The sequence below is a fragment of the Pandoraea sp. NPDC090278 genome (genome assembly GCF_044772185.1).
Lineage (GTDB): Bacteria > Pseudomonadota > Gammaproteobacteria > Burkholderiales > Burkholderiaceae > Pandoraea.
The window spans coordinates 154,017-180,145 of sequence record NZ_JBIVYJ010000007.1 but is presented as its reverse complement, the minus strand read 5'-3'; the positions used below and the strand labels follow the sequence as shown (position 1 = coordinate 180,145).

Annotated in this window: 20 protein-coding genes and 1 pseudogene; 10 read left to right on the top strand and 11 right to left on the bottom strand. The window is 62.3% G+C overall.

Features of this window, described 5'->3' with window-relative positions:
- Window positions 1-197: 197 nt before the first annotated feature.
- The 5 genes and pseudogenes from ACIQWO_RS23660 to ACIQWO_RS23640 all read right to left on the bottom strand — a co-directional run.
- Window positions 198-834: pseudogene (locus ACIQWO_RS23660) on the bottom strand (amino acid ABC transporter permease); the annotation flags it as partial.
- Window positions 835-892: 58 nt separating this feature from the next.
- Window positions 893-1,615: an amino acid ABC transporter permease gene (locus ACIQWO_RS23655; RefSeq protein WP_402829457.1), complete on the bottom strand. Its 723-nt coding sequence runs from the start codon at window positions 1,613-1,615 to the stop codon at window positions 893-895.
- Window positions 1,612-2,457, bottom strand: coding sequence for an ABC transporter substrate-binding protein (locus tag ACIQWO_RS23650; RefSeq protein ID WP_402829455.1), 846 nt, complete (start codon window positions 2,455-2,457; stop codon window positions 1,612-1,614). Before ACIQWO_RS23650 ends, ACIQWO_RS23655 begins: the two co-directional genes overlap by 4 nt.
- A 162-nt stretch (window positions 2,458-2,619) precedes the next feature.
- Window positions 2,620-3,006: a YXWGXW repeat-containing protein gene (locus ACIQWO_RS23645; RefSeq protein ID WP_402829453.1), complete on the bottom strand. Its 387-nt coding sequence runs from the start codon at window positions 3,004-3,006 to the stop codon at window positions 2,620-2,622.
- Window positions 3,007-3,192: 186 nt separating this feature from the next.
- On the bottom strand, window positions 3,193-3,594 hold the full coding sequence (locus tag ACIQWO_RS23640; RefSeq protein WP_402829451.1) for a 4-oxalocrotonate tautomerase family protein: 402 nt from the start codon (window positions 3,592-3,594) through the stop codon (window positions 3,193-3,195).
- A gap of 122 nt (window positions 3,595-3,716) precedes the next feature.
- On the opposite strand from ACIQWO_RS23640, the gene ACIQWO_RS23635 reads away from it, so the two are divergent.
- Window positions 3,717-4,640: a LysR family transcriptional regulator gene (locus tag ACIQWO_RS23635; RefSeq protein WP_402829449.1), complete on the top strand. Its 924-nt coding sequence runs from the start codon at window positions 3,717-3,719 to the stop codon at window positions 4,638-4,640.
- On the opposite strand, the gene ACIQWO_RS23630 is transcribed toward ACIQWO_RS23635, so the two are convergent.
- Window positions 4,627-5,496, bottom strand: coding sequence for an MBL fold metallo-hydrolase (locus ACIQWO_RS23630; RefSeq protein WP_402829447.1), 870 nt, complete (start codon window positions 5,494-5,496; stop codon window positions 4,627-4,629). The genes ACIQWO_RS23635 and ACIQWO_RS23630 overlap by 14 nt on opposite strands.
- 131 nt (window positions 5,497-5,627) lie before the next feature.
- Between ACIQWO_RS23630 and ACIQWO_RS23625 the strand changes: the two genes are divergently transcribed.
- Genes ACIQWO_RS23625 through ACIQWO_RS23615 form a run of 3 tightly spaced genes read left to right on the top strand, consistent with a single transcriptional unit; the run spans window position 5,628 to window position 6,914 of the window.
- Window positions 5,628-5,999 (top strand): ArsR/SmtB family transcription factor, encoded by a 372-nt coding sequence (locus ACIQWO_RS23625; protein WP_402829445.1) that lies wholly within the window; start codon window positions 5,628-5,630, stop codon window positions 5,997-5,999.
- 22 nt (window positions 6,000-6,021) lie between these two features.
- Window positions 6,022-6,468 (top strand): YeeE/YedE family protein, encoded by a 447-nt coding sequence (locus tag ACIQWO_RS23620; protein ID WP_402829443.1) that lies wholly within the window; start codon window positions 6,022-6,024, stop codon window positions 6,466-6,468.
- Complete coding sequence (locus ACIQWO_RS23615; protein WP_402829441.1) at window positions 6,465-6,914, top strand: DUF6691 family protein; 450 nt, start codon at window positions 6,465-6,467, stop codon at window positions 6,912-6,914. Before ACIQWO_RS23620 ends, ACIQWO_RS23615 begins: the two co-directional genes overlap by 4 nt.
- Before the next feature lie 12 nt (window positions 6,915-6,926).
- Here the strand turns inward: ACIQWO_RS23615 and ACIQWO_RS23610 are convergent, their stop codons facing one another.
- Both ACIQWO_RS23610 and ACIQWO_RS23605 read right to left on the bottom strand, forming a co-directional pair.
- A complete protein-coding gene (locus tag ACIQWO_RS23610; protein ID WP_402829439.1) occupies window positions 6,927-8,309 on the bottom strand; it encodes an MFS transporter in 1,383 nt (460 codons plus the stop codon).
- A gap of 57 nt (window positions 8,310-8,366) precedes the next feature.
- A complete protein-coding gene (locus ACIQWO_RS23605; protein WP_402829437.1) occupies window positions 8,367-9,005 on the bottom strand; it encodes a GNAT family N-acetyltransferase in 639 nt (212 codons plus the stop codon).
- A gap of 825 nt (window positions 9,006-9,830) precedes the next feature.
- On the opposite strand from ACIQWO_RS23605, the gene ACIQWO_RS23600 reads away from it, so the two are divergent.
- The gene (locus ACIQWO_RS23600; RefSeq protein WP_402829435.1) at window positions 9,831-10,127 is read left to right on the top strand and encodes an H-NS family nucleoid-associated regulatory protein; all 297 of its coding nucleotides are present in this window, start codon (window positions 9,831-9,833) and stop codon (window positions 10,125-10,127) included.
- A gap of 274 nt (window positions 10,128-10,401) precedes the next feature.
- Here the strand turns inward: ACIQWO_RS23600 and ACIQWO_RS23595 are convergent, their stop codons facing one another.
- Complete coding sequence (locus tag ACIQWO_RS23595) at window positions 10,402-11,679, bottom strand: ATP-binding protein (protein WP_150576303.1); 1,278 nt, start codon at window positions 11,677-11,679, stop codon at window positions 10,402-10,404.
- Window positions 11,676-12,395 carry a response regulator gene (locus ACIQWO_RS23590; RefSeq protein WP_039400753.1) on the bottom strand — a complete coding sequence of 240 codons (720 nt, stop codon included), beginning with the start codon at window positions 12,393-12,395 and terminating at the stop codon, window positions 11,676-11,678. Before ACIQWO_RS23590 ends, ACIQWO_RS23595 begins: the two co-directional genes overlap by 4 nt.
- A 627-nt stretch (window positions 12,396-13,022) precedes the next feature.
- Between ACIQWO_RS23590 and ACIQWO_RS23585 the strand changes: the two genes are divergently transcribed.
- The 5 genes from ACIQWO_RS23585 (at window position 13,023) to ACIQWO_RS23565 (ending at window position 23,581) form a co-directional block, all read left to right on the top strand.
- Window positions 13,023-14,387: an MdtA/MuxA family multidrug efflux RND transporter periplasmic adaptor subunit gene (locus ACIQWO_RS23585; RefSeq protein ID WP_402829432.1), complete on the top strand. Its 1,365-nt coding sequence runs from the start codon at window positions 13,023-13,025 to the stop codon at window positions 14,385-14,387.
- 52 nt (window positions 14,388-14,439) lie between these two features.
- On the top strand, window positions 14,440-17,625 hold the full coding sequence (locus ACIQWO_RS23580) for an MdtB/MuxB family multidrug efflux RND transporter permease subunit (RefSeq protein WP_402829430.1): 3,186 nt from the start codon (window positions 14,440-14,442) through the stop codon (window positions 17,623-17,625).
- The gene (locus ACIQWO_RS23575) at window positions 17,622-20,786 is read left to right on the top strand and encodes a multidrug efflux RND transporter permease subunit (RefSeq protein WP_402829428.1); all 3,165 of its coding nucleotides are present in this window, start codon (window positions 17,622-17,624) and stop codon (window positions 20,784-20,786) included. Before ACIQWO_RS23580 ends, ACIQWO_RS23575 begins: the two co-directional genes overlap by 4 nt.
- Before the next feature lie 223 nt (window positions 20,787-21,009).
- Window positions 21,010-22,524, top strand: a complete 1,515-nt coding sequence (locus ACIQWO_RS23570) for an efflux transporter outer membrane subunit (RefSeq protein ID WP_402829426.1) — start codon at window positions 21,010-21,012, stop codon at window positions 22,522-22,524.
- Window positions 22,525-22,942: 418 nt separating this feature from the next.
- Complete coding sequence (locus ACIQWO_RS23565; protein WP_402829424.1) at window positions 22,943-23,581, top strand: response regulator; 639 nt, start codon at window positions 22,943-22,945, stop codon at window positions 23,579-23,581.
- Between the two features lie 36 nt (window positions 23,582-23,617).
- On the opposite strand, the gene ACIQWO_RS23560 is transcribed toward ACIQWO_RS23565, so the two are convergent.
- On the bottom strand, window positions 23,618-25,840 hold the full coding sequence (locus ACIQWO_RS23560) for an FUSC family membrane protein (protein WP_402829422.1): 2,223 nt from the start codon (window positions 25,838-25,840) through the stop codon (window positions 23,618-23,620).
- Window positions 25,841-26,129 lie beyond the last annotated feature (289 nt).

Here is a 26,129-nt window from a genome sequence, read left to right as displayed (position 1 = left end):
CAGTTGTTCCGGAGTGCGACGCCGATCGCGATGCGCCAGACGGCTTAGCCGTCGCGTGAATCTTGCAAGCCCCGGCGGGGGCGGCAACCGTATCGATACGATGCGCTGCCAGCCCCGCCGGGGCTTTGCTTTTGCGTCGTCCGGATCGCTGGCTTGCGGTTGAAGCGGTTTGCCGAGCAACGTCGTGCAAAGCCATTCGAGTGCGGTGCACATCACGAAGTAGATCAACGCGACGAACGCGAACACTTCCGCCGGGTAGACCATGAGCCGACTGTTCACCTGTGTGGCAACGAACGACAACTCCGCCACGCCGACGATGTACGCGAGCGAGGTGTCCTTCACCAGCGAAATCCACTGATTGACGAACGACGGCGTCATGATGCGCAGCGCCTGCGGCAGTACAACGTGACGCAACGTCTGCACGCGCGTGAGACCGAGCGACATACCGGCCTGCCATTGCGCCGTGCCCACGCCACGAATGCCTGCGTAGACCGTGTGCGAGAGATACGCGCCACCGATCAGCGCGAGCGCGCATGCCACGGTGGCGAGCCCCGGCACGTCGACGCCGAACAGGATCGGCAGCAGAAAGTATGTCCAGAAGATCAGCATCAGCACCGGAATGGCGCGAAAGAAGCCGATCACGAACGTCAGCAGCCAGCGCGCCGGGCCGCCGAGCATCGAGAGGGCGATACCACCCGCCAGACCCAGTACACCGGACGCCACCGCGCTCACCGTGGCGAGCACCAGCGTGAGCGCGGCACCGGAGAGCGGGCCGTCGGGGAAGTCACCCCAGAGCAGGTAGGGCAGGTTGTCGAAGACGGCGGAGAAATTCATGGGGACGTCCGGGAGGTCGCTGGCGTCGGGCGCGGTGGGATCGGCGAAATCAGCGAAATCAGCGAGAAGGGGCGGTGGCGTGACGATGCGTCGTGACCATGCTGACGGCTTCGATCAGCGCAATCGCGCCGACGTAAAGCAGCGTGGCGATGCCGAACGCCTGAAACGTCTTGAACGTTTCCGTCTCGACCTGACGCGAGGCGTACGAGAGTTCCGCGAGGCCGATCGCCATCGTCAGCGAAGAGTTCTTCACCACGTTCATGTATTGCCCGAACAACGGCGGCATCGCAATGCGCACCGCCTGCGGCAGCACGACATGACGGAAGATCGCGAAGCGGCTCAGGCCGAGCGCAGCGGCTGCATGCGTTTGTCCGGCAGGCACCCCTCGCAGGCCCGCGCGAATCTCTTCGCCGATGAACGCCGTCGTGTAAAGCGTGAGGCCTACGAAACCGGCGAGCGTCTCCAGCGTCGGCCAGCGAATATCGAACAGCACGACATGCCAGACATGCGCTTGCGAGAGCCATTGCACGGCGTTCTCGGGCAGCAGCGCCGCGACACCGAAGTACCAGAAGAAGAGCTGGACGAGCAGCGGTGTGTTGCGCATCAGCGCAACGTACGCGGTCGCGGGGCGAACGAACAACGCGCTGTGCGAGTTGCGCGCCACGGCCAGCCCGAAGCCGAGCAGCGTCGCCGTCGCGCTGGCCGCGATAGCCAGTGCGACGGTGACGCCGAAGCCGGTGAACAGCCAGTCGAGATACTTCGGCGCGAGCCAGTCCGTCACGCCTTGTCGCCGATCTTGAACAGACGCGGCAGCGGCTGGGCCGACTTCGGTCCGAACCAGCGGTCGTAGATGTTGGCGGCGGTGCCGTCCTTTTCCAGATCGCGCAGCGTGTCGTTCACGAACGCGGTCAGCCGTGCCTCGCCCTTCGGCACGCCTACGCCCATGTAGTCGTTCGAAATCGTGAAGGCCGGGATCTCGTAGTTCTGCTTGTCCGGCACATTGGCGAGCAGCCCGACGAGCTTCGGCCCGTCCTGCGTGATGGCCTGCACGGTGCCCGTGCGCAACGCAGCGAAAGCGAACGGTGTGTCGTCGAACGCGACGATGGTCGCTTTCGGGAATTTCTCACGTAGCGTGATTTCGTTCGTCGTGCCCTTGTCCGCACCGATGCGCAGCGCACTCAACTGATCCGGCGACGACAACGTGCCTTTCTTGGCGAGGAACTGCTGGCCCGAGGAGAAATAGGGAATGCTGAAGTCGACCTGCTTGGCGCGCTCGTCCGTGATCGTGAAGTTGGCCAGTACGAGATCGACCTTCTTCGACGTGAGGAACGGAATCCGGTTGGCCGGGTTCGTCGGTTGCAGTTCGAGCTTCACGCCGAGCTTGTCGGCCAGTGCTTTCGCGTAATCGACGTCGAGACCGACGATCTTGTGCGACTTCGCGTCGACATAACCGAACGGGGGATTGCTGTCGAACGTCGCGACGCGCAGCACGCCCGCTTTCTTGATGTCGTCGAGCTTGTCGGCGTGTGCGGCGAGTGGCGCGAGTGCTGCGACGGACAACAGAGCCGCAGCAATGGAGGAAATGGCAAGACGTGTGCGTGGCTGGCGAATATTGTTTTGCATGGCCTGTTGGGCTCCGATTATCGTGGATCGCTGCGGATAGCAGCGAGCAGATGTCTACGATAACGGCGCGCATGCTCGCGCCCAACCAACCGATTTTCCTTAGCAAAACGCCGGCGCTGATAAGCGCCGGCGTTTCGATACCACGTCTTGAATCAGTCGCGATTACCCGTGATAGCGATCATGGTCGTGATCGTGGTCACCGTGGTCGCCGTGGCCGCGATTGTCATGACGGTCGGGGCCGCCATGATCCCATCCGCCACGGTTCAGTTCCCAGCCATGCGGGCCCTGATGCCAGGCCGGTGCGCGGTAGGCGTAACCCGGGCGTGCCGGTTCCCAGTGACCGGCGCGCCAGTCGTGACGATGGCCGTCCCAATCCCAGAAACCCGGGGCCCAGACGTAACCCGCACGCGGCGGCGGGACCGGTTCATAACGCGGCGGCGGCGGTGCGCCGATGCTGATGGACACGCCCACCTGAGCGTGCGCCGGTGCTACGGCAAAGCCGCCGAGCGTGGCAGTAACGAGCGCGATGGTCAGAGTCAGTTTTTTCATTTTCGCCCCCTTGCAAGCGAAGTTTTGGTACGCCTTCATCGTACGAGGGGGCGCGTCAGTTACGAAGCTAATAGTCGTAAGAAAATGTTGAAATTGTTTCGTTTCATCCCGCGAAAAGCCGCGTGAACATTAGCTTCGGTGACATTGACCATCGGTCGGCTTTGGGGTGACTTTGTCAGTGAATACTCACAACGACGCCGCGCGCTGATGCCGATACTCCTGCGTGCGACCGCCATAGCCATACGCGGCAGCACGCGCGTCGATCACATGGATGTACGAGCATTCGTGCACGTTGCCGAGCAGGCCGGACAGCGATTCGAATACCTGGGCAATGAACCGCGCCTTCTCGGCTTTCGTATTCGTTTCGTCCGTCACGCTGATATCCAGATGGAAAGCGTTCTTGCCTTGCTCCGAGAGCGGCGCGCCGCCGATGAACCAGCGTTCGTGCGGAATGTAATCGACGGTCACGGCGATGACTTCCGGTGCCTTGTGCAAGGTGTCGACAGTCAGTTGCGAGACGATGCGAACGGCATTGCGCGAGAGTGTGTCGTCGGGCGTGCCGGAGAGTTGCAGGACGATGTGCGGCATGGTGAAGCTCCTTGAGAGTGAGAGTCGGTGCAGTGACAACGACTTCAGTCTAGGGAGATGTTTGACATCGGAAAAGCGGGAATATACGATTTCATCCATCGGTTTCTTTAATGGGTGAGATCATGGCCCCCGGATTCGATTTCGACCAGTTGCGTACTTTTGTGGCCGTTGCCGAGGCTGGCAGTCTGTCGGCTGCGGCCCCGCGCGTGTTTCTGTCGCAATCCTCTGTCAGTGAACAGATGCGCAAGCTAGAGGAACGCATCGGCGTGACGTTGTTCACACGCGGCAAGCAGGGCGTGGCCACGACACCGGCCGGTGAGCGGCTGCTCGGGCATGCAAGACATCTGCTCGCTCAGTCGGAGAGCGCCTGGCACGACGTGCGCGGTTTTTCGCTCTCGGGAGAGTTGCGGCTGGCGATCACCGATTACTTCCGTCCAGGCGATGTGGCGCGCATGCTCCGGCATCTCGGCGTGGCGTATCCGTCGTTGCGCATCCACGTGACGATTCTAAAAAGCGGCGTGATCGAGAGCGGTTACGACACGGGTGACTTCGACATCGGCTTGTCGATGCGCATTCTTGGCAAGTCGCTGGGGCGCGATGCCGTCGCAGGCACCCGCCCGCTCGGACGCGAGTCGCTCGATTGGGTGGCGTCTTCGGATTTCGTGCTGGACGCGGATGCGCCGCTACCGCTGCTGGTGCTCCCCGACACATGCGCGTTGCATCGCTTCACGACGCAATGGCTCGACGAGCAGCAGGTGCCGTACACGATTGCGCATGTGGCATCGGGCGTGGCGGGGTTGCAGTTGGCGCTGAGTGCGGGGTTGGGGGTGGCGTGTCTGAACACGTCGGCGGCGGGGCCGTCGCTCGCGCGCGTCGACAAGCTGATGCCGGGGCGGCGCTTGCCGCCGCTGCCGGAAGCCGAGTTTCATCTGCTACCGGCACGGCGTGGTGAGCCCGAGTGGGTGACGCAGGCCCGCGACGCGCTGGCCGAGCATCTGACAACTTCTACGTCGTTGACGGCACCGGCGGCGCTTACAACGCGTTGAGCGGAATCTTCAGATAGCGCGTGCCGTTCGCCTCCGGCGCGGGCATGTCGCCTGCACGGATGTTCACCTGCACGGCGGGAAGGATCAGCGTCGGCATGTCGAGCGTGCGGTCACGCGCTTCACGCATGGCGACGAAGGCGTCCTCGTCGATTCCGTCGTGCACATGGATGTTCGCGCGTCGCTGCTCGCCGACGGTCGTCTGCCAATGCGCCGTGCGCCCGGCGGGCGGATAGTCGTGGCACATGTACAGACGCGTCGATTCGGGCAGGGTCAGCAGGCGACGGATCGAGCGGAACAACGTGTGCGCGTTGCCGCCGGGGAAATCGCATCGTGCGGTGCCCACGTCGGGCATGAACAGGGTGTCGCCCACGAAGACGGCATCGCCCACCCGGTACGCCATGTCCGCTGGCGTGTGGCCCGGTACGAACATCGCCTCGGCCTGCAACGTGCCGATGGCGAACGTCTCTCCATCCTCGAACAGGTGGTCGAATTGCGAGCCGTCGGGCGGCACGTCCGCGCCCAGATGGAATAGCTTCTTGAAGACGTGTTGCACGTCGCGGATATGCGCGCCGATGGCAATGCGCCCACCCACGCGTTCCTTGAGCCAGCGGGCCGACGACAGATGATCGGCGTGCGCATGCGTCTCGAGAATCCAGTCGACGGTCAATTTCTGTGTGGCGACGAAGTCGAGCACGCGCTCGGCCGAGCCGGTGTGCGTGCGACCCGCCTTCGGGTCGTAATCGAGCACCGGGTCGATGATCGCCGCGCGACCGCCGGGCGCATCGAACACGACGTAAGTCACCGTGGCGGTGGCCGTGTCGAAAAAGGCTTCGATGTGTGCTGGCGTGGCTGACATGACCGGCTCCTGCAAAAATTTATCGATTCATATATTATAAATCAGTAAAGTGTACGCACTACGCGTGACATCTTGCGAAAGGGCGCGGCATCTCGTCGCGGTCCGGTTTCCTGATTTGCATCGATCCTGCCATGCCACGAGTCACTGCGCTATCCCGTGTTGCGCCTGTCGACCCTCCTGCGGCTGTCGTCCCGTCCGCCTCGCTCGACCTCGCGCGTCTGCGTGCCGCTGCGCAAGACGCGACGGCGCTGTTGCGTGCTCTAGCGAACGAGGACCGTCTGCTTATCCTGTGTCAGCTCACACAGGGCGAGCTATCGGTGGGCGAACTTGAAGCGCAGCTCGATATCCGGCAGCCAACGCTCTCCCAACAACTCGCCGTCTTGCGCAGCGAAGCGCTGGTGACGACCCGACGCGACGGCAAGCGCATCTACTACGCTGTGGCCGACGGCGCGGTGCTCGCCGTGCTGGCGTGTCTCTACGATCAGTTCTGTCCGACATCCTGATTCCACGACGGAGCCTCTCCTCATGACACTCGACACCCTTCACTTCACGCCGTGGGCATCGCTCGCCGGTGGCGTGCTGATCGGCATTGCGGCGGTTTGGCTGATGTTGTCTGCCGGACGAATTGCTGGGATTTCCGGCATTGCGGGCGGGTTGTTGCGGCCTCGTGCGGGCGACGTGGCCTGGCGCGTCGCATTCATCGTCGGCCTGATGGCTGCGCCATGGGTGTATCGCGCCGTGGCGATCGTGCCCGAAGTGCAGGTGGAGGCGAGTACTGCGATGCTCGTCGCGGCGGGGCTGCTGGTCGGCTTCGGCACCCGTCTCGGCTCGGGCTGCACCAGCGGTCATGGCGTGTGCGGGCTGTCGCGTCTGTCGTGGCGCTCGCTCGTCGCAACGCTGTGCTTCATGGCGACGGGATTCCTGACGGTGTACGTCGCGCGTCATGTGCTTCACGTCGGAGGTGCCGCATGAAGAAGATCCTCTTCGCCCTCGTCGGCGGTCTGGTGTTCGGGGTGGGACTGATCCTCGCGGGCATGGCGAATCCCGCGAAGGTGCTTGGGTTTCTGGACATCGCAGGTAAATGGGACCCGTCGCTCGCCTTCGTCATGGGCGGTGCGGTCGCGGTGGGGCTCGTGGGGTTTCGGCTGGCGCACTCGCAAGCGCTGGCGTGGACCGGCGAGCCTCGCGTCTGGCCTGCGTTGCACGGACTCGACAAACGGCTGGTGGGGGGCGCGTTGCTGTTCGGCGTCGGCTGGGGGATCGCAGGGATTTGCCCCGGTCCCGCGCTCGTGCTGCTTGGCGCGGGATCGGGCAAGGCGCTGGTGTTCGTCGTCGCGATGATCGTCGGCATGGCGGTGCATGCCGTCGTCACCTCTGGCCATTCGGCCACGTCTGCCAGCGGGAAGGGGGCGAAGTAACGCGCCCCGCGTTCAGTGCTTACGTGCGAGTTCCGTACCCGCGTCTGCAGGCAGTTGCCGTGTGACGGGAATGGACAGCCACGAGAACAGGCCGATCACGAGGAAGGCGGGGAGGAAGTCGCTCGCCACCAACTCGGTGTGGCCGGCCAGTCGGCTGCTCGCCTGAAGCACCATCCCCGAAATCGTCACCCCGAGCCCCAGCGACAGTTGCTGAACGACGCTGGCGAGACTGGTGGCGCGACTCGCATCCTCGCTCGCGATGTCGGCGTAGACGATGGAGTTCAGACAGGTGAATTGCAGCGAGGGGAAGAAACCGCCGAACGCCACGACGCCGAGCATGACGATGACCGGCGTGTTGTGCGTAAAGAGGCCATATGAGGCGAGTGCCAGCCCAGCCAGCCCGGCGTTCACAATGAGCACCTGACGGAAGCCGAATCGCGCCAGCACGCGCTGGGCAATCGCCTTCATGAAAATCGCGCCGAACGCCGAGGCGCAGGTGATCATGCCGGACTCGAACGGGTCCATGTGCAGACCTTCCTGTAACGCCAGCGGCAGCAGGAACGGCACCGCACCCAGGCCGATGCGAAAGAGCGAACCGCCAACCACGCTCGCATGGAACGTCGGAATGCGCATGAGACGGAAGTCCAGCAGCGGTGCTTCGACGCGATTGGCATGTCGCCAGTAGGCGTAGACGAATACGCCGCCCAGCACGCACATGGTGATCACAACCGTGTCGCTGACCTGATGCTCGCCGATCATCGCCAGCCCCAGCATCAGCAGACCGCTGCCGAGCGCCGAGAGGATAAAGCCAATGGCGTCCAGAGGACCTGCATCGCCACCGCGCTCGTTATCGATGTACTTCCCCGCGAGATAGATGCCGAGCAGACTCACGGGAATATTGACGAAGAAAATCCAGCGCCAGTGCAGATACGCGGTGATGGCGCCCCCGAGCGGCGGGCCGATCACCGGGCCGAGTAGGGCGGGCATGGTCAGATACCCGATGGCTTTCACCAGATCGTGCTTGGGCACCGCCCTGAAGATCACGAGTCGGCCGACCGGCACCATCATCGCGCCGCCCACGCCTTGCAGGAAGCGGGCAAAGACGAACGTCGGCAGCGAAAACGACACCGCGCAGAGAATCGAACCGGCCATGAAGATGCCGATGGCGGTGCGGAACACATTGCGCGCGCCGAAGCGGTCGGAGACCCATCCGCAGATCGGAATGAAGATGCCCAGCCCGACCACGTAGGCGGTGAGCGCCATCTTCAGTGAAATCGGATCCTGATGGAGGTCGCGTGCCATGGCTGGCAGCGAAGTGGTGATCACCGTGGCGTCGATGTTCTCCATGAACAAAGCGCAGGCGATGATGAGCGGAATGATGACGGCGCGCGACACGATGGGGGGAACGGCTGGCGCAAAGAGTCAGATTGTCCCACGATTTAAGCGCCTGCTTCAATCTCGCAAGCGACGCTCATCCCTTGTTTGCCGCCAATCGGCGGCGTCCAGCCGGTAAAGCACGTGACGGCGCAGCCGGTGGCCGGGCGGAATCAGCGGGTGCAGAAAGTCTTCGTCGGGGCAGTGGTGCATGCCGATGCGTTGCATCACCGCGCGTGAGCGAACGTTGGCGGGCACCGTGAAGGAAACGAGGTCGTCCATGCCTAGCGTCTCAAAGGCGTAGTGGGCTGCGGCGTTGGCCGCTTCCGTCGCATATCCCGCCGACCACCAGGCGCGGGCGAGCCGCCAGCCGATTTCGACGGCCGGGACGAAGGGCGCGTCGAACCCGACGCGCATCAGTCCCACGAATCCAGCGAACGGCGTGACGCCAGGGATCTCCAGTGCCCACGGGCCGTAGCCGTGGGTGTCCAGATGCTGTGCCAGCCGGAGCGCGACTGCGTCGCTTTGTGCGCGATCGAGCGTCGTCGGAAAGTGGCGCATGACTTCCCGATCGGCGTTGAGCGCGGCGAACAGAGGCAGGTCGCTGGTGCGCCACTGGCGCAGGATCGTGCGGCCGGTCGTAATCGTGGGGGCCTCGGTGTCGAAAGGCGAGCGTGAATCCGAGGCCGTCGTCGATGTCGTCATGCGTTCTTTCATGCGTCCCAATCCGTAGGAGATCGACGCCAATTCAATTCGGGATTTGGCGATTTCGGTTAATCAGCAAAGGCTTAATTCGACCGTCAGGGTTATGGCATTCCATCCGGGGGGGGGGGCGACGGCACTGGCTTTGGCAGGCATCGGCATGCTGGCGAATTAGCTTATCTTACGAAAACTTCCCGGATTCGTGAAATCAGATTCCCGTATGGGTTTGACGTATACGTCAACAAAAATGACAGTTTGCCTCACGTCGCGATTTATCCCTATGCCGACTTGTGGACGCTCTTCGCCTGAAATGTGGACGATATGTCGACGCATTTTGCTAAATCCTCAACTCAAGTTATCCGTAAATTGCGGCAGTTGGTTGAGAATTGTCCGAATGATTGCAGTGCTTCGGATAACAGAATGATCGGATTGCGCTTAAATATTTGTGATCGTATATTTTGATGCGTCGATTTATGTGAAAACGTGATGCAATGGGCGACTTGGCGGGATAGGCGAGGAAAGCTTTCTAAGCCTTGCGGCATGAAGCGTGAACCAATAGTGCCGTGTGGAGTCCTCATCACCGGCCAGAGGATTCATCTCATATTGCGAGGGAATTGACGGTGACCCCAACTTGTTTTCGGAGGGGTTATGGGGTGAAGGACTGTGACGGTAATCCCGGATATATGCCCCGATTCTGTGCATTTTCTGAAGTGTCCCTCGGACAATTCAATGCAATTTCTGCGTCCACAGACTCATTTGATGGAAATGCGGTTTTCAAATTATTAAAACTCGTGCTATTTTAAGTGGCGATCCATTTTTAACAAGGTAAGGACACGTCAGATGGCAACAAGCTATAAGGAACTCGTCGCGCAACGCGACAAAATCGAAAAGCAGATCGAAGAGGCCCGCGCCCGTGAAGTGGCTCAGGTCATTGCCGCAGTCAAACAGAAGATCGAGGAATACGAGCTCACCGCGAAGGATCTCGGTCTCGCTACGACGGACGGCCGCCGCCGCCCGGCCCGTGCACCCATCGCTCCGAAGTACCGCAACCCCGAGACCGGCGAAGTTTGGTCGGGCCGTGGTCGCGCGCCGAAGTGGATTGGCAAGAGCCGCGAGAAATTCCTGATCGCGAAGTAATTCGCCGGCGTTAGCCGGACTGGCATTGCCGGTCACATGCCAGGGAGGTTGGGGAGTCAATATTGCTGTGCCTCACTCGCACAGTCTTTGCCATCTCCATCGTGTCCCTGTGAGCAGTAAAGCGCAGCCCAGTAGTCGCATTGCCCCCCAACCCGGATCGCCTGGCTGTGGCTTGATGTGATGCAGTGCCGTAAAAGTCAAAACCCGCCGTTCGTTAATCGACGGCGGGTTTTTTCATTGGCTGGGAATTGGCGCGGGCGTCGGGGGATTTGTCTTATCCCTCAGCGCTGGGATCGTCGGGCGGGAACATCAAGGTGACTTGTAGGCCACCGGAGGCGCGGTTGGCGAAGGAGACGCGTCCGCCGAGTTGCTGGGTGAGCTTATCGACGATGGCGAGACCGAGGCCGCAATGGGCATTGCCGCCGCGCGCCGGGTCAAGGCGCACAAACGGGCGCACGATGCGGTTGATGTCTTCGTTCGGAATGCCGGGGCCGCTGTCCTCGATCACGAGGCGCCAGCCACTTGCGTCCTGCGACGTGCGGATCGTCAGCGGCGCGCGGCCGTACGTCACCGCGTTATCGAGCAGATTGTTCACGATGCGCTCCAGATACGTCTGGCGCAGTTTGAAGCCTGGCCCGGCCTGCAAATCCAGGTCGATGGTGTATCCCTGATCGAGGAACGGCGCGATCAGCGATGGAATCCGGGCTTCGACCGGCGAGGCGGCGCTGTCGAGTTCCACGCCTCGCGCGAACAGCAGGAACTGGTCGACGATGCGCGTCATCGATTCGGCGTCGCGGGTAATGCCTTCGCTCATCTGTACGTCGTCGAGCATCTCAGCGCGCAGACGCAGCCGGGCGAGCGGTGTTTTCAGATCGTGCGCAATGCCGGCGAGCATCGTATTGCGCTCGCGGTCGGTCTGGACGATGTCCTGACTCATGCGATTAAAGCGCTCCGTCAATTGCCGCAGCTCCAGCGGGCCGCGCTCTTTGACCTGCGTTCGAACGCGATGGGTCGCCAGTTGTTCGGCGGCGGCCGCCATGTCCCGCACCGGGCGTTGCAACTGCCACGCGGCGAACAACGCAAAGATGACGGTAATCCCCAGTACGGCGGCCAGGCCCGGCAGAATCGTCGCTGTCCCCGGCGGATTTCTTACAGACAGTACGGGGGTCGCAATCCAGTAGTCACGGCCGGGCAGACGCGCCCAGATCCGTGGCGGCGGCGTGCGCTCCACGCGCAATTGCGTACCGGCGGGCAAACGGCGGGCGAGTTCGGTCGTCAGGCGTGCGCTTTTGCTGGCCGGTTCGAAAACATCGCCATGCGCGAACGAGACGGGCACGACCTGAACGAGATCGGGCAGCGTGAGCGTCGAATTGCCTTCGTGGACCTCGGACGCCGCCTTGATGATGAACGCCATCTGTTCGGCGGCGTTCTGCACGCGCATCTCATCGTGATCGCTGCGAAGGATCGTGAGATACGAGAAGTGACTGATGACCAGCGCCGCGATGATAAGCACCGCGAGCCGGCCGAACAGCGTGTCAAAACGGCCTTTCATGCGGTGGCCATGTCGGCGCGTTGGCCGTCGGGAACAAAGATATAGCCGCGCCCGCGCACGGTCTGAATAAAGCGCGGGCTTTGTGCGTCCTCGTCGAGCAGACGGCGCAGGCGCCAGATCTGCACGTCGATGCCGCGATCGTTCACGTCGCTGTCGGCACCGTAAAGCAATTCGATAATGCGTTCACGGGACAAGACCTGCATCGCGTGGTTCACCAGTAGCCGCAGCAGGCCGTATTCGCCATCCGAGAGCGTGAGCAATTGCGAGTCGCGCGTCAGCGTGCGGCTGCGAAAATCGAGCATGAACGGGCCGAACGCGTAATTCTCGCGCTGTTCCGGCACGGCGGCGTCGGGCGTCTTGCGACGGCGCAGCACCGCGTTGATACGGGCGAGCAGTTCGCGCGGGCTGAAGGGCTTGCCCAGATAATCGTCGGCCCCGATTTCCAGTCCGACGATACGGTCGATTTCGTCGCTGCGTGCGGTGAGCAGAATCACCGGCACGTCGTCGTTACGTGCGCGCAGATCGCGCAGGGCGGTCAGACCGTCCACCTTGGGCATCATCAGGTCGAGCACGATCAGGGCGGGGCGCTCGCGCTCAAGGCGTGCGGCCAGCCCTTCGCCGTCGTGCATGACCGCGACGGAGAAGCCGTGGCGGCTCAAATACTCGCGCAGCAGATCACGCAGATCGGGATCGTCGTCGACAACAAGAATCTTCATATTCGCTCGGACAGGTTGTGTCGTCATGATAGTGGCCTCGCTGCGCGGCTTTGTACGTGTTTTGTTTCCGGAAATTACAGTCTTGGTCGCCTGTAACGATGCGTAATAATAGTGCGAGCCGCGATAACGCAGGAAACACGCACTAATTTCATCGACGTCGAGTAAGCTTCGGTCTCTTAATCAGACTGCCTGATTGGCCCTGACGGAATCGGTTTTGCCAGTGTTTCGTCGCGCGTCATCCTTAACAGGCGGTCGGTCTGGCAGTAAATCGCACACCCAATCGCACGTCTCATCTCACGGGACGCTGCGCCAAGGCACTGCACAGCGATGCACGGCAAGGCGATGCAAGGCATCGGTGGACACGATCGGCGGGCAGGTGCGAACCATCGTTCGTCCAGCCGGTCATTTAGCAGCGTCGGACAATTCCGATCGACGGCACAGAAGAAACGCTTGTAACAAGCCATCCCATCGAGCTGTTACAACCGTCTGCTATGCTGGTCAGCCAATGAGGTGCATGCCGCTGTTTCGGGGCTTCCCGGGCAGTTTGCCGCGCCGCAGCAAACCAAAGAAAAGAACGTCGTCCGCATTGGACGAATCCGCCAACTACTCCGCTGTTACGAGGAAGTCATGACCGAGCACGGTCCCCACGGTTCCGAAAAACCGAACGGTTCTGAGCGTTCGCCTGCCCCGCAGGTGCCGCCGACACCACCGGTTTCGCTGACATCCACCGAGCCGTCGCGCAAGCGCCGCTGGCTTGTGCCGGGCATCCTCGGACTGATCGTCGTGCTTATCGCCGGGGGTGTTTACTACCGTCTGCACTCGCAGAACGCCCAGGGACCGGCACAGGCCGGTGGACGCCGGGGCGGGCCGCCAGCAGGCATGGCAGGCACGGGTGCACCGGCTACACCGGTCACGGCAGTCGCGGCGAAGACCGGCGATCTGCCGGTGTTCCTCAACGGGCTGGGCACCGTCACGCCGACACGCAGCGTCACGGTGCACTCGCGCGTGGACGGCCAGCTCATGAAGGTGCACTTCAAGGAAGGCGATCTCGTCAAGGCGGGGCAACTGCTCGCGGAGATCGATCCGCGTCCGTTCCAGGTGCAGGTCACCCAGATGGAAGGCCAGTTGGCGCGCGATCAGGCGCTGCTCAAGAATGCGCAGCTCGACCTCGCGCGATACGAAACGCTGCTCAAGCAGGATTCGATTGCCACGCAGACGGTCGACACGCAGCGCGCGCTCGTCAAGCAGTACGAAGGGACGGTCAAGTCCGATCAGGGCCAGCTCGACAATGCCCGCCTGCAACTGACCTATGCGAGCGTCACGGCACCGGTCTCCGGCCTCGCAGGCCTGCGTCAGGTCGATCCGGGCAACATCATCCATGCGTCGGATACCAACGGGATCGTCATCATCAACGAAGTCACGCCGATCACCGTCGTCTACACCATTCCTGAAGACAACCTGCCGAAGGTCGTCAAGCGCTCGCGCGGCGGTGAGACGCTGCCCGTCGAGGCGTTCGACCGGGCAGGCAAGACCAAGCTGGCCGACGGCAAGCTCGCCTCCATCGACAACCAGATCGATACGACGACGGGCACGGTCAAGCTCAAGGCCGAGTTCGCCAATGCCGACGGCATGCTGTTCCCGAATCAGTTCGTCAACGTGAAGATGCTGGTGGACACGCTCAAAGGCGCGACGCTCATCCCGAGCGCGGCGGTTCAGCGCGGCACGCAGGGCAGCTTCGTCTACACCGTCCAGCCGGATCAGACGGTCAAGCTCAAGACGGTGAAGCTCGGACCGACCGACGGCACGAACATGGCGGTGGAGTCCGGGATCGATCCGGGTGAGAAGCTCGTGATCGACGGCATGGACAAGCTGCGCGATGGCGCGAAGGTCGAAGTGATCACGGCAGAGAGCCGAGCCGCAGCGGTTGCGCCGCGTGCCCCGGGCGAGAAGCGTAACGGCAACGGCGGTGCGCATCGCCGTCAGGCGCAGTGAGCGGCATCCCGCAGTGAGCCACACCCAGCAGTGAGCTAGATTAACGTCGCTAATGAATCCGTCACGTCAGTTTATTCTCCGACCGGTCGCCACATCGTTGCTGATGCTGGCGATTCTGCTCGCCGGTTTCGTCGCTTACCGGCTGTTGCCGCTCTCGGCACTGCCGGAAGTCGACTATCCGACCATTCAGGTCGTCACGCTCTATCCGGGCGCGAGCCCGGACGTGATGACCTCATCGGTGACCGCGCCGTTGGAGCGTCAGTTCGGGCAGATGCCGGGACTGAACCAGATGTCGTCGACCAGTTCGGGCGGGGCGTCGGTGATTACGCTTCAGTTCTCGCTCGACCTCGGCCTCGACGTGGCCGAGCAGGAGGTGCAGGCCGCGATCAACAGCGCCAGCAACCTGCTGCCGAGCGATCTGCCGATGCCGCCGATTTACAACAAGGTCAATCCGGCGGACACCCCGATTCTGACGTTGGCGATCATGTCGAAGACCATGCCGCTGCCGAAGCTGCAGGATCTGGTCGACACGCGCGTGGCGCAGAAGATTTCACAGTTGCCGGGCATTGGTCTGGTGAGTATTTCCGGCGGGCAGCGACCGGCCGTGCGCATTCAGGTCAATCCGCGTGCCATCACGTCCTATGGACTGAACATCGAAGACGTTCGTACTTCGATTGCGGCCGCCAACGTCAATCAGGCGAAGGGGAGTTTCGACGGTCCGCTGCGCGCTTCGACCATCGACGCGAACGACCAGTTGGCGTCGGCAGACGAATATCGCAATCTCGTCATTGCCTATAAGAATGGCGGGCCGATCCGCCTGTCCGACATTGCCGATGTGATCGACGGCGCGGAAAACACCAAGCTCGCCGCGTGGGCCGACACCACTCCCGCCATCGTGCTGAACGTGCAGCGTCAGCCGGGTGCGAACGTGATCGAGACCGTCAATAAGGTCAAGGCGTTGCTTCCGCAATTGCAGGCAGCGCTGCCGGGCAGCATCGACGTGCAACTGCTGACCGATCGCACCACGACGATCCGAGCGTCGGTCTCGGACGTTCAGTTCGAACTGATTCTTGCCGTCGCGCTGGTGGTGATGGTGATTTTCGTTTTCCTGCGCAACGTATCGGCCACCATTATTCCGAGTGTCGCGGTGCCGCTCTCGCTGATCGGTACCTTCGGCGTGATGTATCTCGCTGGCTTTTCGATCAATAACCTGACGCTCATGGCGCTGACCATTGCGACTGGCTTCGTGGTCGATGACGCCATCGTGATGATCGAGAACATCGCCCGGTATATGGAGCAGGGTGAGAAACCGTTGCAGGCGGCGCTCAAGGGGGCCGAGCAGATCGGCTTCACCATCATTTCGCTCACGTTCTCGCTGATCGCCGTGTTGATTCCGCTGCTGTTCATGGGCGACGTGGTGGGGCGTCTATTCCGCGAGTTCGCGGTGACGCTGGCGGTATCGATTCTGATTTCGGCCGTGGTGTCGCTGACGCTCACGCCGATGATGTGCGCCAAGTTGCTGCGCCATGTGCCTGACGAGAAGCAGGGCAAGTTTTATCGCAAGACCGGCGAGTTGTTCGATCGCATTATTGCGAAGTACGGCGAATGGCTCACGTGGGTGCTCGACCGCCAGACGGCCACGCTGCTCGTCGCGCTCGGCACGCTGGTGCTGACGGTGTTGCTCTATATGTGGGTGCCCAAGGGCTTCTTCCCGGTGCAGGACACCGGCGTGATTCAGGGCATTTCCGAAGCGCCGCAGTCCATCTCGTTTGCGGCGATGGGCGAGCGTCAGCAGGCGCTGGTCGCGGAGGTGCTCAAGGATCCCGCAGTGGAATCGGTGTCGTCGTTCATCGGTGTGGATGGCGTGAACGCTACGCTCAACAGCGGGCGTCTGCTCATCAACCTGAAAGACAAGGCGACGCGCGGGATCGACGCCTCCGAGGTGATTCGCCGTATTCAGCCCGAAGTCGCGAAGGTCCCCGGCATCGCACTCTATATGCAGCCGGTTCAGGATCTGACGATTGAAGACCGCATCAGCCGCACGCAGTATCAGTTCACGTTGCAGGATCCGAGTCTGGATACGTTGGGCGTCTGGGTGCCGAAGCTCGTCGACAAGCTGCAACACGTGCCGCAACTGGCCGACGTGACAAGCGACTTGCAGGTCAACGGCTTGCAGGCCTATGTGGAGATCGATCGCGATACGGCGAGTCGTCTGGGCGTGACACCTGCGGCTGTCGATCAGACGCTATATAGCGCCTTCGGTCAGCGTCTGATTTCCACGATCTATACGCAGGCGTCGCAGTATCGCGTGGTGCTGGAAGTGGCTGACGACTTCCAGCGCGGGCCGGATGCGCTCAAGGGCATTTACGTCGCATCGACGACTGGCGTGCAAGTGCCGCTCACGTCGTTCGCGAAGATTATCGAGAAACCCACACCGCTGGCGATCAACCATCAGGCGCAGTTCCCGGCGGCGACGATCTCGTTCAATCTGGCCAAGGGCGCATCGCTCGGCGAAGCGGTGAAGGCGATTACCGAAGCGGAACAGTCCATCGGCTTGCCGGTGAGCACGCAGACGACTTTCCAGGGCGCTGCGCAGGCGTTCCAGGCGTCTCTCTCGAATACGTTGTGGCTGATTCTTGCGGCGGTCGTCACGATGTATATCGTGCTGGGCGTGCTCTACGAGAGCTACATCCATCCGATCACCATTTTGTCGACGCTGCCGTCAGCGGGTGTGGGCGCGCTGCTTGCGCTCATGGTCTCGGGCAACGACATCAGCATCATCGCGATCATCGGCATCATTCTGCTGATCGGTATCGTGAAGAAGAACGCCATCATGATGATCGACTTTGCGCTCGAGGCGGAGCGCGAACACGGCATGGCGCCGCGCGAGGCGATCTATCAGGCGTGCCTGCTGCGTTTCCGGCCGATTCTGATGACGACGATGGCCGCCGTGCTGGGCGCGCTGCCACTGATGCTCGGCTCCGGTGTCGGCTCCGAGTTGCGTCAGCCGCTGGGTATCACGATGGTCGGCGGTCTCATGGTCAGTCAGGTGCTCACGCTCTTCACCACGCCGGTGATCTACCTGTGGTTCGACCGCTGGGCAATGCGGGCACGTGCATGGCGCGAGCGCCGCTTCGGACCGTCGGATAGCGAGGGGCACGACGGACACGATGGTCATGGTGGCCCGGGTGGTTCCGGTCCTGTCGGTGCGGTGACAACGGACGGTCCGGCACGATGAACCTGTCGGCTGTCTTCATCAAGCGCTCGGTCGCGACCGTTCTGCTCACCATCGGGGTGACGCTGGCTGGCATTGTCGCCTTCGGGCTGTTGCCGGTTTCGCCATTGCCGCAGGTGGACTTTCCGACGATCTCGGTGTCGGCGTCGCTGCCCGGCGCGAGTCCGGAAACGATGGCGGCCAGCGTGGCCACGCCGCTGGAGCGCTCGCTCGGACGCATCGCCGGTGTGACGGAAATGACGTCGAACAGCTCGCTCGGCTCAACCCGCATCACACTGCAATTCGACCTTTCGCGCGATATCAACGGCGCGGCGCGCGACGTGCAGGCGGCGATCAACGCGGCGCGCAGCTTGCTGCCGACGGGACTGCCGAGCAATCCGACCTACCGCAAGGTGAACCCGGCGAGTGCGCCGGTGATGATCATTGCGCTGACGTCCGAGAGCATGACGCGCGGTCAGATGTACGACGCGGCATCGACCATCCTCGCGCAGAAGATCTCGCAACTCGAAGGGGTGGGCGATGTGACGGTGGGCGGCAGCTCGCTGCCAGCCGTACGCGTCGAACTCAATCCCACGGCGCTCAACAAGTATCAGATTCCGCTGGAGACGGTGCGTACGGCGATTCAGGCCGTGAATGCGAACCGACCGAAGGGCGCGCTTGAAGACGGCGACCGCCGCTGGCAGATTCTTGCCAACGATCAGGCGAAGACGGCCAAGGAATACCTGCCGGTCATCGTCGCCTATCAGGACGGGCGTCCGGTGCGACTCTCCGATATCGCCGACGTGGTCGACTCGGTGCAGGACGTGCGCAATGCCGGTTCCGCCAACGGCAAGCCCTCGGTGCTGCTCATCATTACGACGCAGCCCGGCGCGAACATCATCCAGACGGTCGACGGCATCAACAAGATACTGCCGAACCTGCGCGCTTCGATTCCGGCGGCGATCAATCTCGACGTGGTGATGGACCGGACGCCGACGATCCGGGCGTCGCTCAAGGAAGTCGAGCGCACGCTGCTGATCTCGATCGTGCTCGTGATCATGGTCGTGTTCCTGTTCTTGCGAAACTGGCGCGCCACGCTGATTCCGAGCGTGGCCGTGCCGGTCTCGCTGATCGGCACGTTCGGGATCATGTATCTGTGCGGCTTCAGTCTCGACAATCTGTCGCTCATGGCGCTCACGATTGCGACCGGCTTTGTCGTCGACGACGCCATCGTGGTGCTGGAGAACATCTCGCGGCACATCGAAGAAGGCTTAAGTCCGTTCGCGGCGGCGCTCAAAGGGACGCGCGAAGTCGGCTTTACCGTGCTCTCGATGAGTATTTCGCTGGTGGCGGTGTTCATCCCGCTGCTGCTCATGGGCGGCATCGTCGGCCGCCTGTTCCGCGAATTTGCGGTCACGCTGTCGGCGGCGATCATGGTCTCGCTCGTCGTGTCGCTGACGACCACGCCGATGATGTGCGCGCGGCTGCTCAAGGGGCGAGCCGCACCGGGTGTACCCGCTGGCACCGCGCCGCTTGCGCCTGAACCGCCCAAACCACCGTCCATCTGGATGCGCATGGGCAACTGGACCGAGCGCATGTTCGAGGCGATGCTGCGCGAGTACGAGCGCTCGCTCGCTTGGGCATTGCGCCACGGTCCGCTCATGCTGCTGATCCTGCTGGCGACGATTTGTCTGAACGTCTGGCTCTATATGGTGGTGCCGAAAGGCTTCTTCCCGCAGCAGGACACCGGGCGCATGATCGGCTTCATTCAGGCCGACCAGGCGATCTCGTTCCAGGCGATGGAGAAGAAGCTCGCGGACTTCATCAAGATCGTGCAGGCCGATCCCGATGTCGCAACGGTCACGGGCTTCACCGGCGGTTCGAACCGCAACGGCGGTTCTATGTTCGTCACGCTCAAGCCGCTGGGCGAGCGAAAGCTCACGGCCGATCAGGTGATCGCACGTTTGCGGGGCAAGCTGGCCAAGGAGCCGGGCGCGATGCTGTACCTGCAATCCGTGCAGGACATTCGCGTGGGCGGACGTTCGAGCAATGCGCAGTATCAATACACCTTGCAGGCGGATGACCTCCAGCAGTTGCGGGAGTGGGAACCGAAGGTGCGCAATGCGATTTCGCGTCTGCCGAATCTCACCGACGTGAACACCGATCAGCAGGACAAGGGCCTGCAGACCACACTCGACGTCGATCGCGACCAGGCGTCGCGGCTCGGTCTGACGATGAGTCAGATCGATAACGTGCTCAACGACGCGTTCGGTCAGCGCCAGGTCTCGACCATCTACAACCCGCTCAATCAGTACAAGGTCGTGATGGAAGTGGCCCCGCAATGGTGGCAGAGTCCGGAGTCGCTCAAGGACATTTACGTGGTGACGTCGGCGGGGGCTCAGGTGCCACTTTCGGCATTCGCACGTTATCGTCCGACGAATACGGCATTGGGCGTCTCGCACCAGGGCCAGTTCGCTGCGAGTACGATTTCGTTCAACCTGCCGGCGGGCGTCTCGCTTTCGCAGGCGCAGGCGTCGATCAACGATGCGGTGGGGCGTCTTGGCATGCCGACGTCGGTGCAGGGCAGCTTCCAGGGCACGGCGCAGGCGTTCCAGTCGGCATTGTCCTCGCAGCCCATTTTGATTCTGACGGCGCTGTTGACGGTGTATATCGTGTTGGGGGTGCTCTATGAGAGTTACATCCACCCGCTGACGATTTTGTCGACGTTGCCTTCGGCAGGCGTTGGCGCTTTGCTGGCGCTGCTGCTGTTCAATACCGAGTTCAGCATCATCGCGCTCATCGGTGTGATTCTGCTGATCGGCATCGTGAAGAAGAACGCGATCATGATGATCGACTTCGCGCTCGATGCCGAACGGCGTCAGAACCTGCCGCCGCGCGAGGCGATCTTCAAGGCGTGCGTGCTGCGTTTCCGTCCGATCATGATGACGACGATGGCCGCCATGCTTGGCGCGATTCCGCTGGCGCTGGGCTCGGGCGACGGCGCGGAACTGCGCCAGCCGCTCGGCATTTCCATCGTGGGCGGTCTGCTCGTGAGTCAGGTACTCACGCTCTATACGACGCCGGTGGTGTATCTGTATCTCGACCGTGTGCGGCTGCGCTGGATGCGTTGGCGTGCACGTGGCCAGACCGGCCACAGCGACGTGGGGGAGGTAGGCCATGGCTGATGCAATGCGCGACGCGCGCTCGTCGACGGCTGCCCTGACTCCACGGACTCCCGGGATTTCCTCGCCGTTTGAACCCTCGGTTGTCTCAGTTAATTCAGTGACCTCTGTTGCGGCCGAAGGGCCGATGTCCGCCATGCCTCGTACCGTGAATCGTCAAATGTCCAACGTTCGCTCACACGCCGCTGCCGTGAGGGTGGCGAATGTGCCAGGGCGTGGTTTTGGAATGTCGCCGCGTGTGCGTCGTTCGGCAACGTTCCTCGCGGCGAGCGCGGTGCTGTGGCTTGCGGGCTGCGCGCTGGGGCCGGACTATGTTCGCCCGGAGATCGACACGCCTGCGGCGTTCAAGGAAACCGGCGACTGGAAGCTGGCCGAGCCCAACGACGCGGCCGATAAGGGCGACTGGTGGGCGATTTATCAGGATCCGGTGCTTGCCGATCTGATGTCACAGGTCGACATCAACAACCAGAACATCAAGCTGGCCGAGGCGAACTATCGTCAGGCGCTGGCGGTAGCGGGGCAGGCCCGCGCGGCTTTCTTCCCGACGATTGGCGCTAGTGCCGGTGTGACGCGCAGCAGCTCGCGCGTGAGCAATACGGCCGTCAGCGGATCGGGCGTGGGGGGGATTTCCAACAGCTACAGCTTGTCGGGGACGGCAAGCTGGGAACTCGATATCTGGGGCAGCGTGCGCCGGTCGGTGGAAGCCGGGAACGCGAGCGCCGAGGCAAGTGCGGCGGATCTGGCGAACGCACGTCTGTCGGCGCAGGCATTGCTCGCGCAGAACTACTTCGACCTGCGCGTGACGGATGCCCAAAAGGCGCTCCTTGGGCGCACCGTCGCGGCCTACGAGCAGACGCTGAAACTCACGCAGAACCAATATGCCGTGGGTGTCGCGCAGCGCTCGGACGTTATTCAGGCGCAGACTCAACTGCAGCAGGCTCAGGCGTCCGCGCTCGATATCGAAGTGACGCGTGCCCAACTGGAGCACGCCATCGCGTTGCTCGTCGGCAAGGCTCCGGCTGTGTTCTCTCTGACGCCCGCGCCGTTGCGCGCCGCTTTGCCGCCCGTGCCGGTCAGCTTGCCGTCGAAACTGTTGGAGCGTCGTCCCGACATCGCGTCCGCGGAACGTTCGGTGGTCGCCGCGAACGCGAAGATCGGCGTGGCGAAGGCCGCATTCTTCCCGACGCTTTCCCTCTCGGCCACGGGGGGCTTCCAGAACAACAGCTTTGCCGACTGGCTGACGTTGCCGAGCCGTTTCTGGTCGGTCGGCCCGGCACTCGCGGCCACGTTGTTCGATGGCGGCCTGCGACGCGCACAGACCGACGCAGCGATTGCCGCCTACGACGCGCAAGTCGCGACGTACCGCCAGACCGTGCTCACGGCATTCCAGGCTGTCGAGGACAATCTGGCTGCGCTTAATTATCTGGGGCGTGAGGCGGCCGTACAAAATCAGGCGGTGCAGTCGGCTCAGGAAGCGGCGCAACTGATCCTCAACCAGTACAAGGCCGGGACCGTCGGATTCCAGAATGTGCTGACGGCGCAAGCGACTGCATACACCACGGAGCGTACAGCCCTGACCATTCTCGGCCGACAGTTCACGGCGAACGTGTTGCTCGTGACGGCACTCGGCGGTGGGTGGCATGGACTGCCACATGACGGGACGGCAGTAAGCGGCGCGGCCAGCAGCGGGACCGACGCGCCGAACGGCGGTAAGGCTTCGGGGCCTTCCGCGCAGGAATAACTACGCATCTCGGGAGGCGCGCAACGCGCCGACCATTAAATCCAGCGCAGGTGTTTAAGGTAATTCCGACTTTCTCAATCGGAATGCCGGAAACCCGCGCTGCGAATCTTCCGAATGCCGGTGACGCGAGTAGCACAAACTCCCGCGTTATGTGGCTGTGCAATTTCACGTCCGTGCAAGGCACTTCAAGTAGTTAGCGTGCAGTACCCGCTCTATCGGGCAGTATGCGGGCCTCTCGTGGATGGACCACACCGCGTGGCAAGCTGCTGTGTCCGATACGACTATGTGACGTTTCCCATCCGGTCGCCCCGTTCCCTTTTTGCCAGAATGGACCCGCTTCGTTGTGACGGCCGACGCGAAGCACCGCGTGCCTCGCGCGGTCACCACGGTCTGCCAAACGAAGAAAAAGGGGGGACAAATGACGATCAATGTCGTGGTCGCTGACGACCATCCGATTGTGCGGTTTGGAATACGACGCCTGCTCGAAGAGCGGGACATGATCCACATGGTCGGGGAGGCGGGAAACTCGTCGGAGCTGGTCAATCTGCTAGCCAAAGCGCCGTGCGACATCCTCGTCACCGACTTCTCCATGCCCGGCGGCAACTTCAAGGACGGCCTCTTTCTCATCGGCTATGTGCGCCGCTACTTCCCCAACATCAAGATCATCGTCGTCACGATGCTGGAGAATCTCGCCATTCTGCGGGGCATGCTCAAGCTTGGCGTGCACTCGATTCTCTCGAAGCTCGATGAGCAGAGCTCGATTGCCGACATCGTTTGTGTGGTGGCCGATGGCAGCCGCTATATTCCCGCAGGCCTGGCGACGCGCTTGCACGACTCCGTGATCGATGACCTCGAAATCGATGCGTCGAAGCTCTCGGGGCGCGAAGTCGAAGTGGTGCGCTTGTTCGTCTCCGGGCTGACCATCAGCGAGATCGCGTTCCAACTGAGTCGCAGCGTCAAGACCGTGAGCTCACAGAAGACCAACGCCATGCGCAAGCTGGGATTGGATCGGGACGTCGATCTCTATCATTACGCGACGCGATCGGGCATCACCTGAAGCACAGGCGAGCCGGTCCGGCGCGGCATGACGGGTTCACGCGGGCAGACGAATAGCCCGCATGTCGCGCAGAATCAGCTCGCCCGCGCGCAACATCTGTTTGAGCTGATGCACGACCTGCTTGATCTCCTGCACGTGAGCGTCGACCGCGTCGGGTTGCTGTTCCTGCGCGACGACCAGGGCATCGAGACGCTTCGTGTAATCGCGCATCGCTTCGGTGGCCGCTTGCGTGTCCGTCGGCACGGACGCCGCCGGTGCCGCGACCGCCTGTGAGAGCAGGTCGCTGATCGCGCCAACCACCTGTCCCAACTCACCGCTCTTGTCTGCTGCGATTTGCCGCGGCAGCACGTCCGACAGGCCCGTGATGTACGACGCCATCACGTGGTTCTGCACCAGCAAATCGTTCAGCTCTGCAACCGCGACCTGCTTGGACTTCGGTTCGAGCATCATCCGCTTGAAGGCAGCACCGAAATTCCCGAAGGCAATGTGCATGTCCTTGCGTGCCATGCGATAGGCGAAGTCGTCGCGTTTGCCGTCCAGCGCGGCGCTCGATTCGAGATAGGTGCGCGTGGACTGCACCGCGTTGCGGATCAGCGGACCCATCAATCGGTATTCCCAATACGGGAACAGATACGAACACACCAGCGCAATGGCCGATCCGATCAGGGTGTCGATGGCGCGCTCGCCGATCACCGAGAGCGAGCCCGGCAACAGGAAGTGGAACAGCAGCAGCACGTACGACGACATGAAGACAACCGACAAGCCGTAGTTGAACAACGACAGGCTGTTGCCCATGACCATGCAGAAGAACATGAGCGCGAGCAGAATCCAGGCCTTGTGAACGAAGGACAGGATCACCAGCACGCTCACACAGCCGATCAGCGTGCCGGTCAGACGCTGTGCGTTCTTCTGCTTCGTCAGGCTGAAACCCGGCTTCAAAATCACGATGATCGTAAGCAGTACCCAGTAGCTGTGATCCTGCCCGGCGAGCAACGACCAGTTTTCGCAGATGAGCAGCCCGGCGGCGATGGCAATCGTCACCCGCAACGCGTGACGGAAACTTGGCGACGAAAAAGTCAGATTCTTCCAGAGAAGTTTCGGAGAAAAGCTCTGTCGCGACGTGAAACGTTGCAGGGCCTGATCGATCTGCACTTCGGTTGCGCTGCCTGCGGTGCTCACATCGGTGTTGCGGTGCATCCGCTCGACGATACGCGTGGTGCTCCACACGCGGCGGAACGTGCTGGTGAGCGCCTGATAGGCTTCCGGGGATTTCTGTTGCAGCGACTGCTTGCGCATCAGTTCGATTTCGTACTCGATGGCCCGGAATTCCGCGCGCCAACTGCGTTGTGCCCGCGAAGGCTCGTTGGTCGCAATGGCGTAGCCAATCGCATCCACCTCGATGGCGATCTTGCGGATCATGTCGCGGAAGAACAGCAGCACGTCGTTATTGGCGAACTCGCGACGCAGCATCGGGTAGTCGGTATGCACCGACACCACCGTCTCATGCAGATCGACGATGTTGATGAAGAGATTGAACAGCATGGTGCGGCGCGGTTCCAGCGCACCGATGCGCAGCCGGGGCAGGTTACGCAGAATGATCTCGCGCGCCGCCTGCTGCTTTTCCACCACATTGACCTGTGCGGCGATCAGACGGCGATAGCAGTCGTCGATATCGGTCGACGTATCGTAGAAGGCCGCTTTGGCTTCCAGATACTCGGATGTGACGAAGAAGCACTCCGCCAGCGTTTGCTGCTCGATGCGAAACCACCAGATGCGACAGACGAACAGGCTGAAATAGGTGTACCAAAGCCCGCCAGCGAGCACGGCCCCGGCGTCGAGCACCGCCTGATGGCGCGTGAGGTCCGCTTCGACGTTGAGGACCATCATCATGAGACAGGCGAAGCTCACGAGCGACGCGCGCAACCCATAGACCACGAGCATCGACAGACCGAACGTCAGAATCAGCGAGGTGATCCAGAGTTGCCACGGCTGTGCGGCCGTCGCCATGCCGGTGATCAGGACCGTCAGTGCACCGAGGAGTGTGCAGCTCAGCAGTTCGGTGTGCTTGTGACGCAGCGGCCCGTTGATGTCGACCACGCTCGCGCAGAGCGCGCCCGAGGCGACCTCGATGCCGAGCAGGTGCTTATCCATCCCCCAGAACAGGACGAGCGCAGGCAGGATGACGCCGACTGCCTGCCGGGTGCCGCTGAAAAAGTAGTGGCTATAGAGAAACTTCTTGATATCGGTCTGGTAGTCCATGCGTCGGGTGCGAGGGTTCCGCAGCAAAGCTGGCCGCGCGATGGGGTGGGGCGCGGCGCAGTGAGAGTCTAGCCGATGCCCGGCGTGCCGCGAAGTGGGGATACCGCTGGTTACACGCGAGCCGCCGAAGCGGGCTAGGCGAGCGCGCCGGGTATGGCGTCGGGGCGCCTTCAACTCGCAATGACCCCACCGTCACCCATGACGGGGTGAGCTTTCGGATCTGTCCGATGGGCTTTGGCACAGGGCATTTGTTATGCTTGCGAACAGACTCGCTAAGCCGCCACGCCCG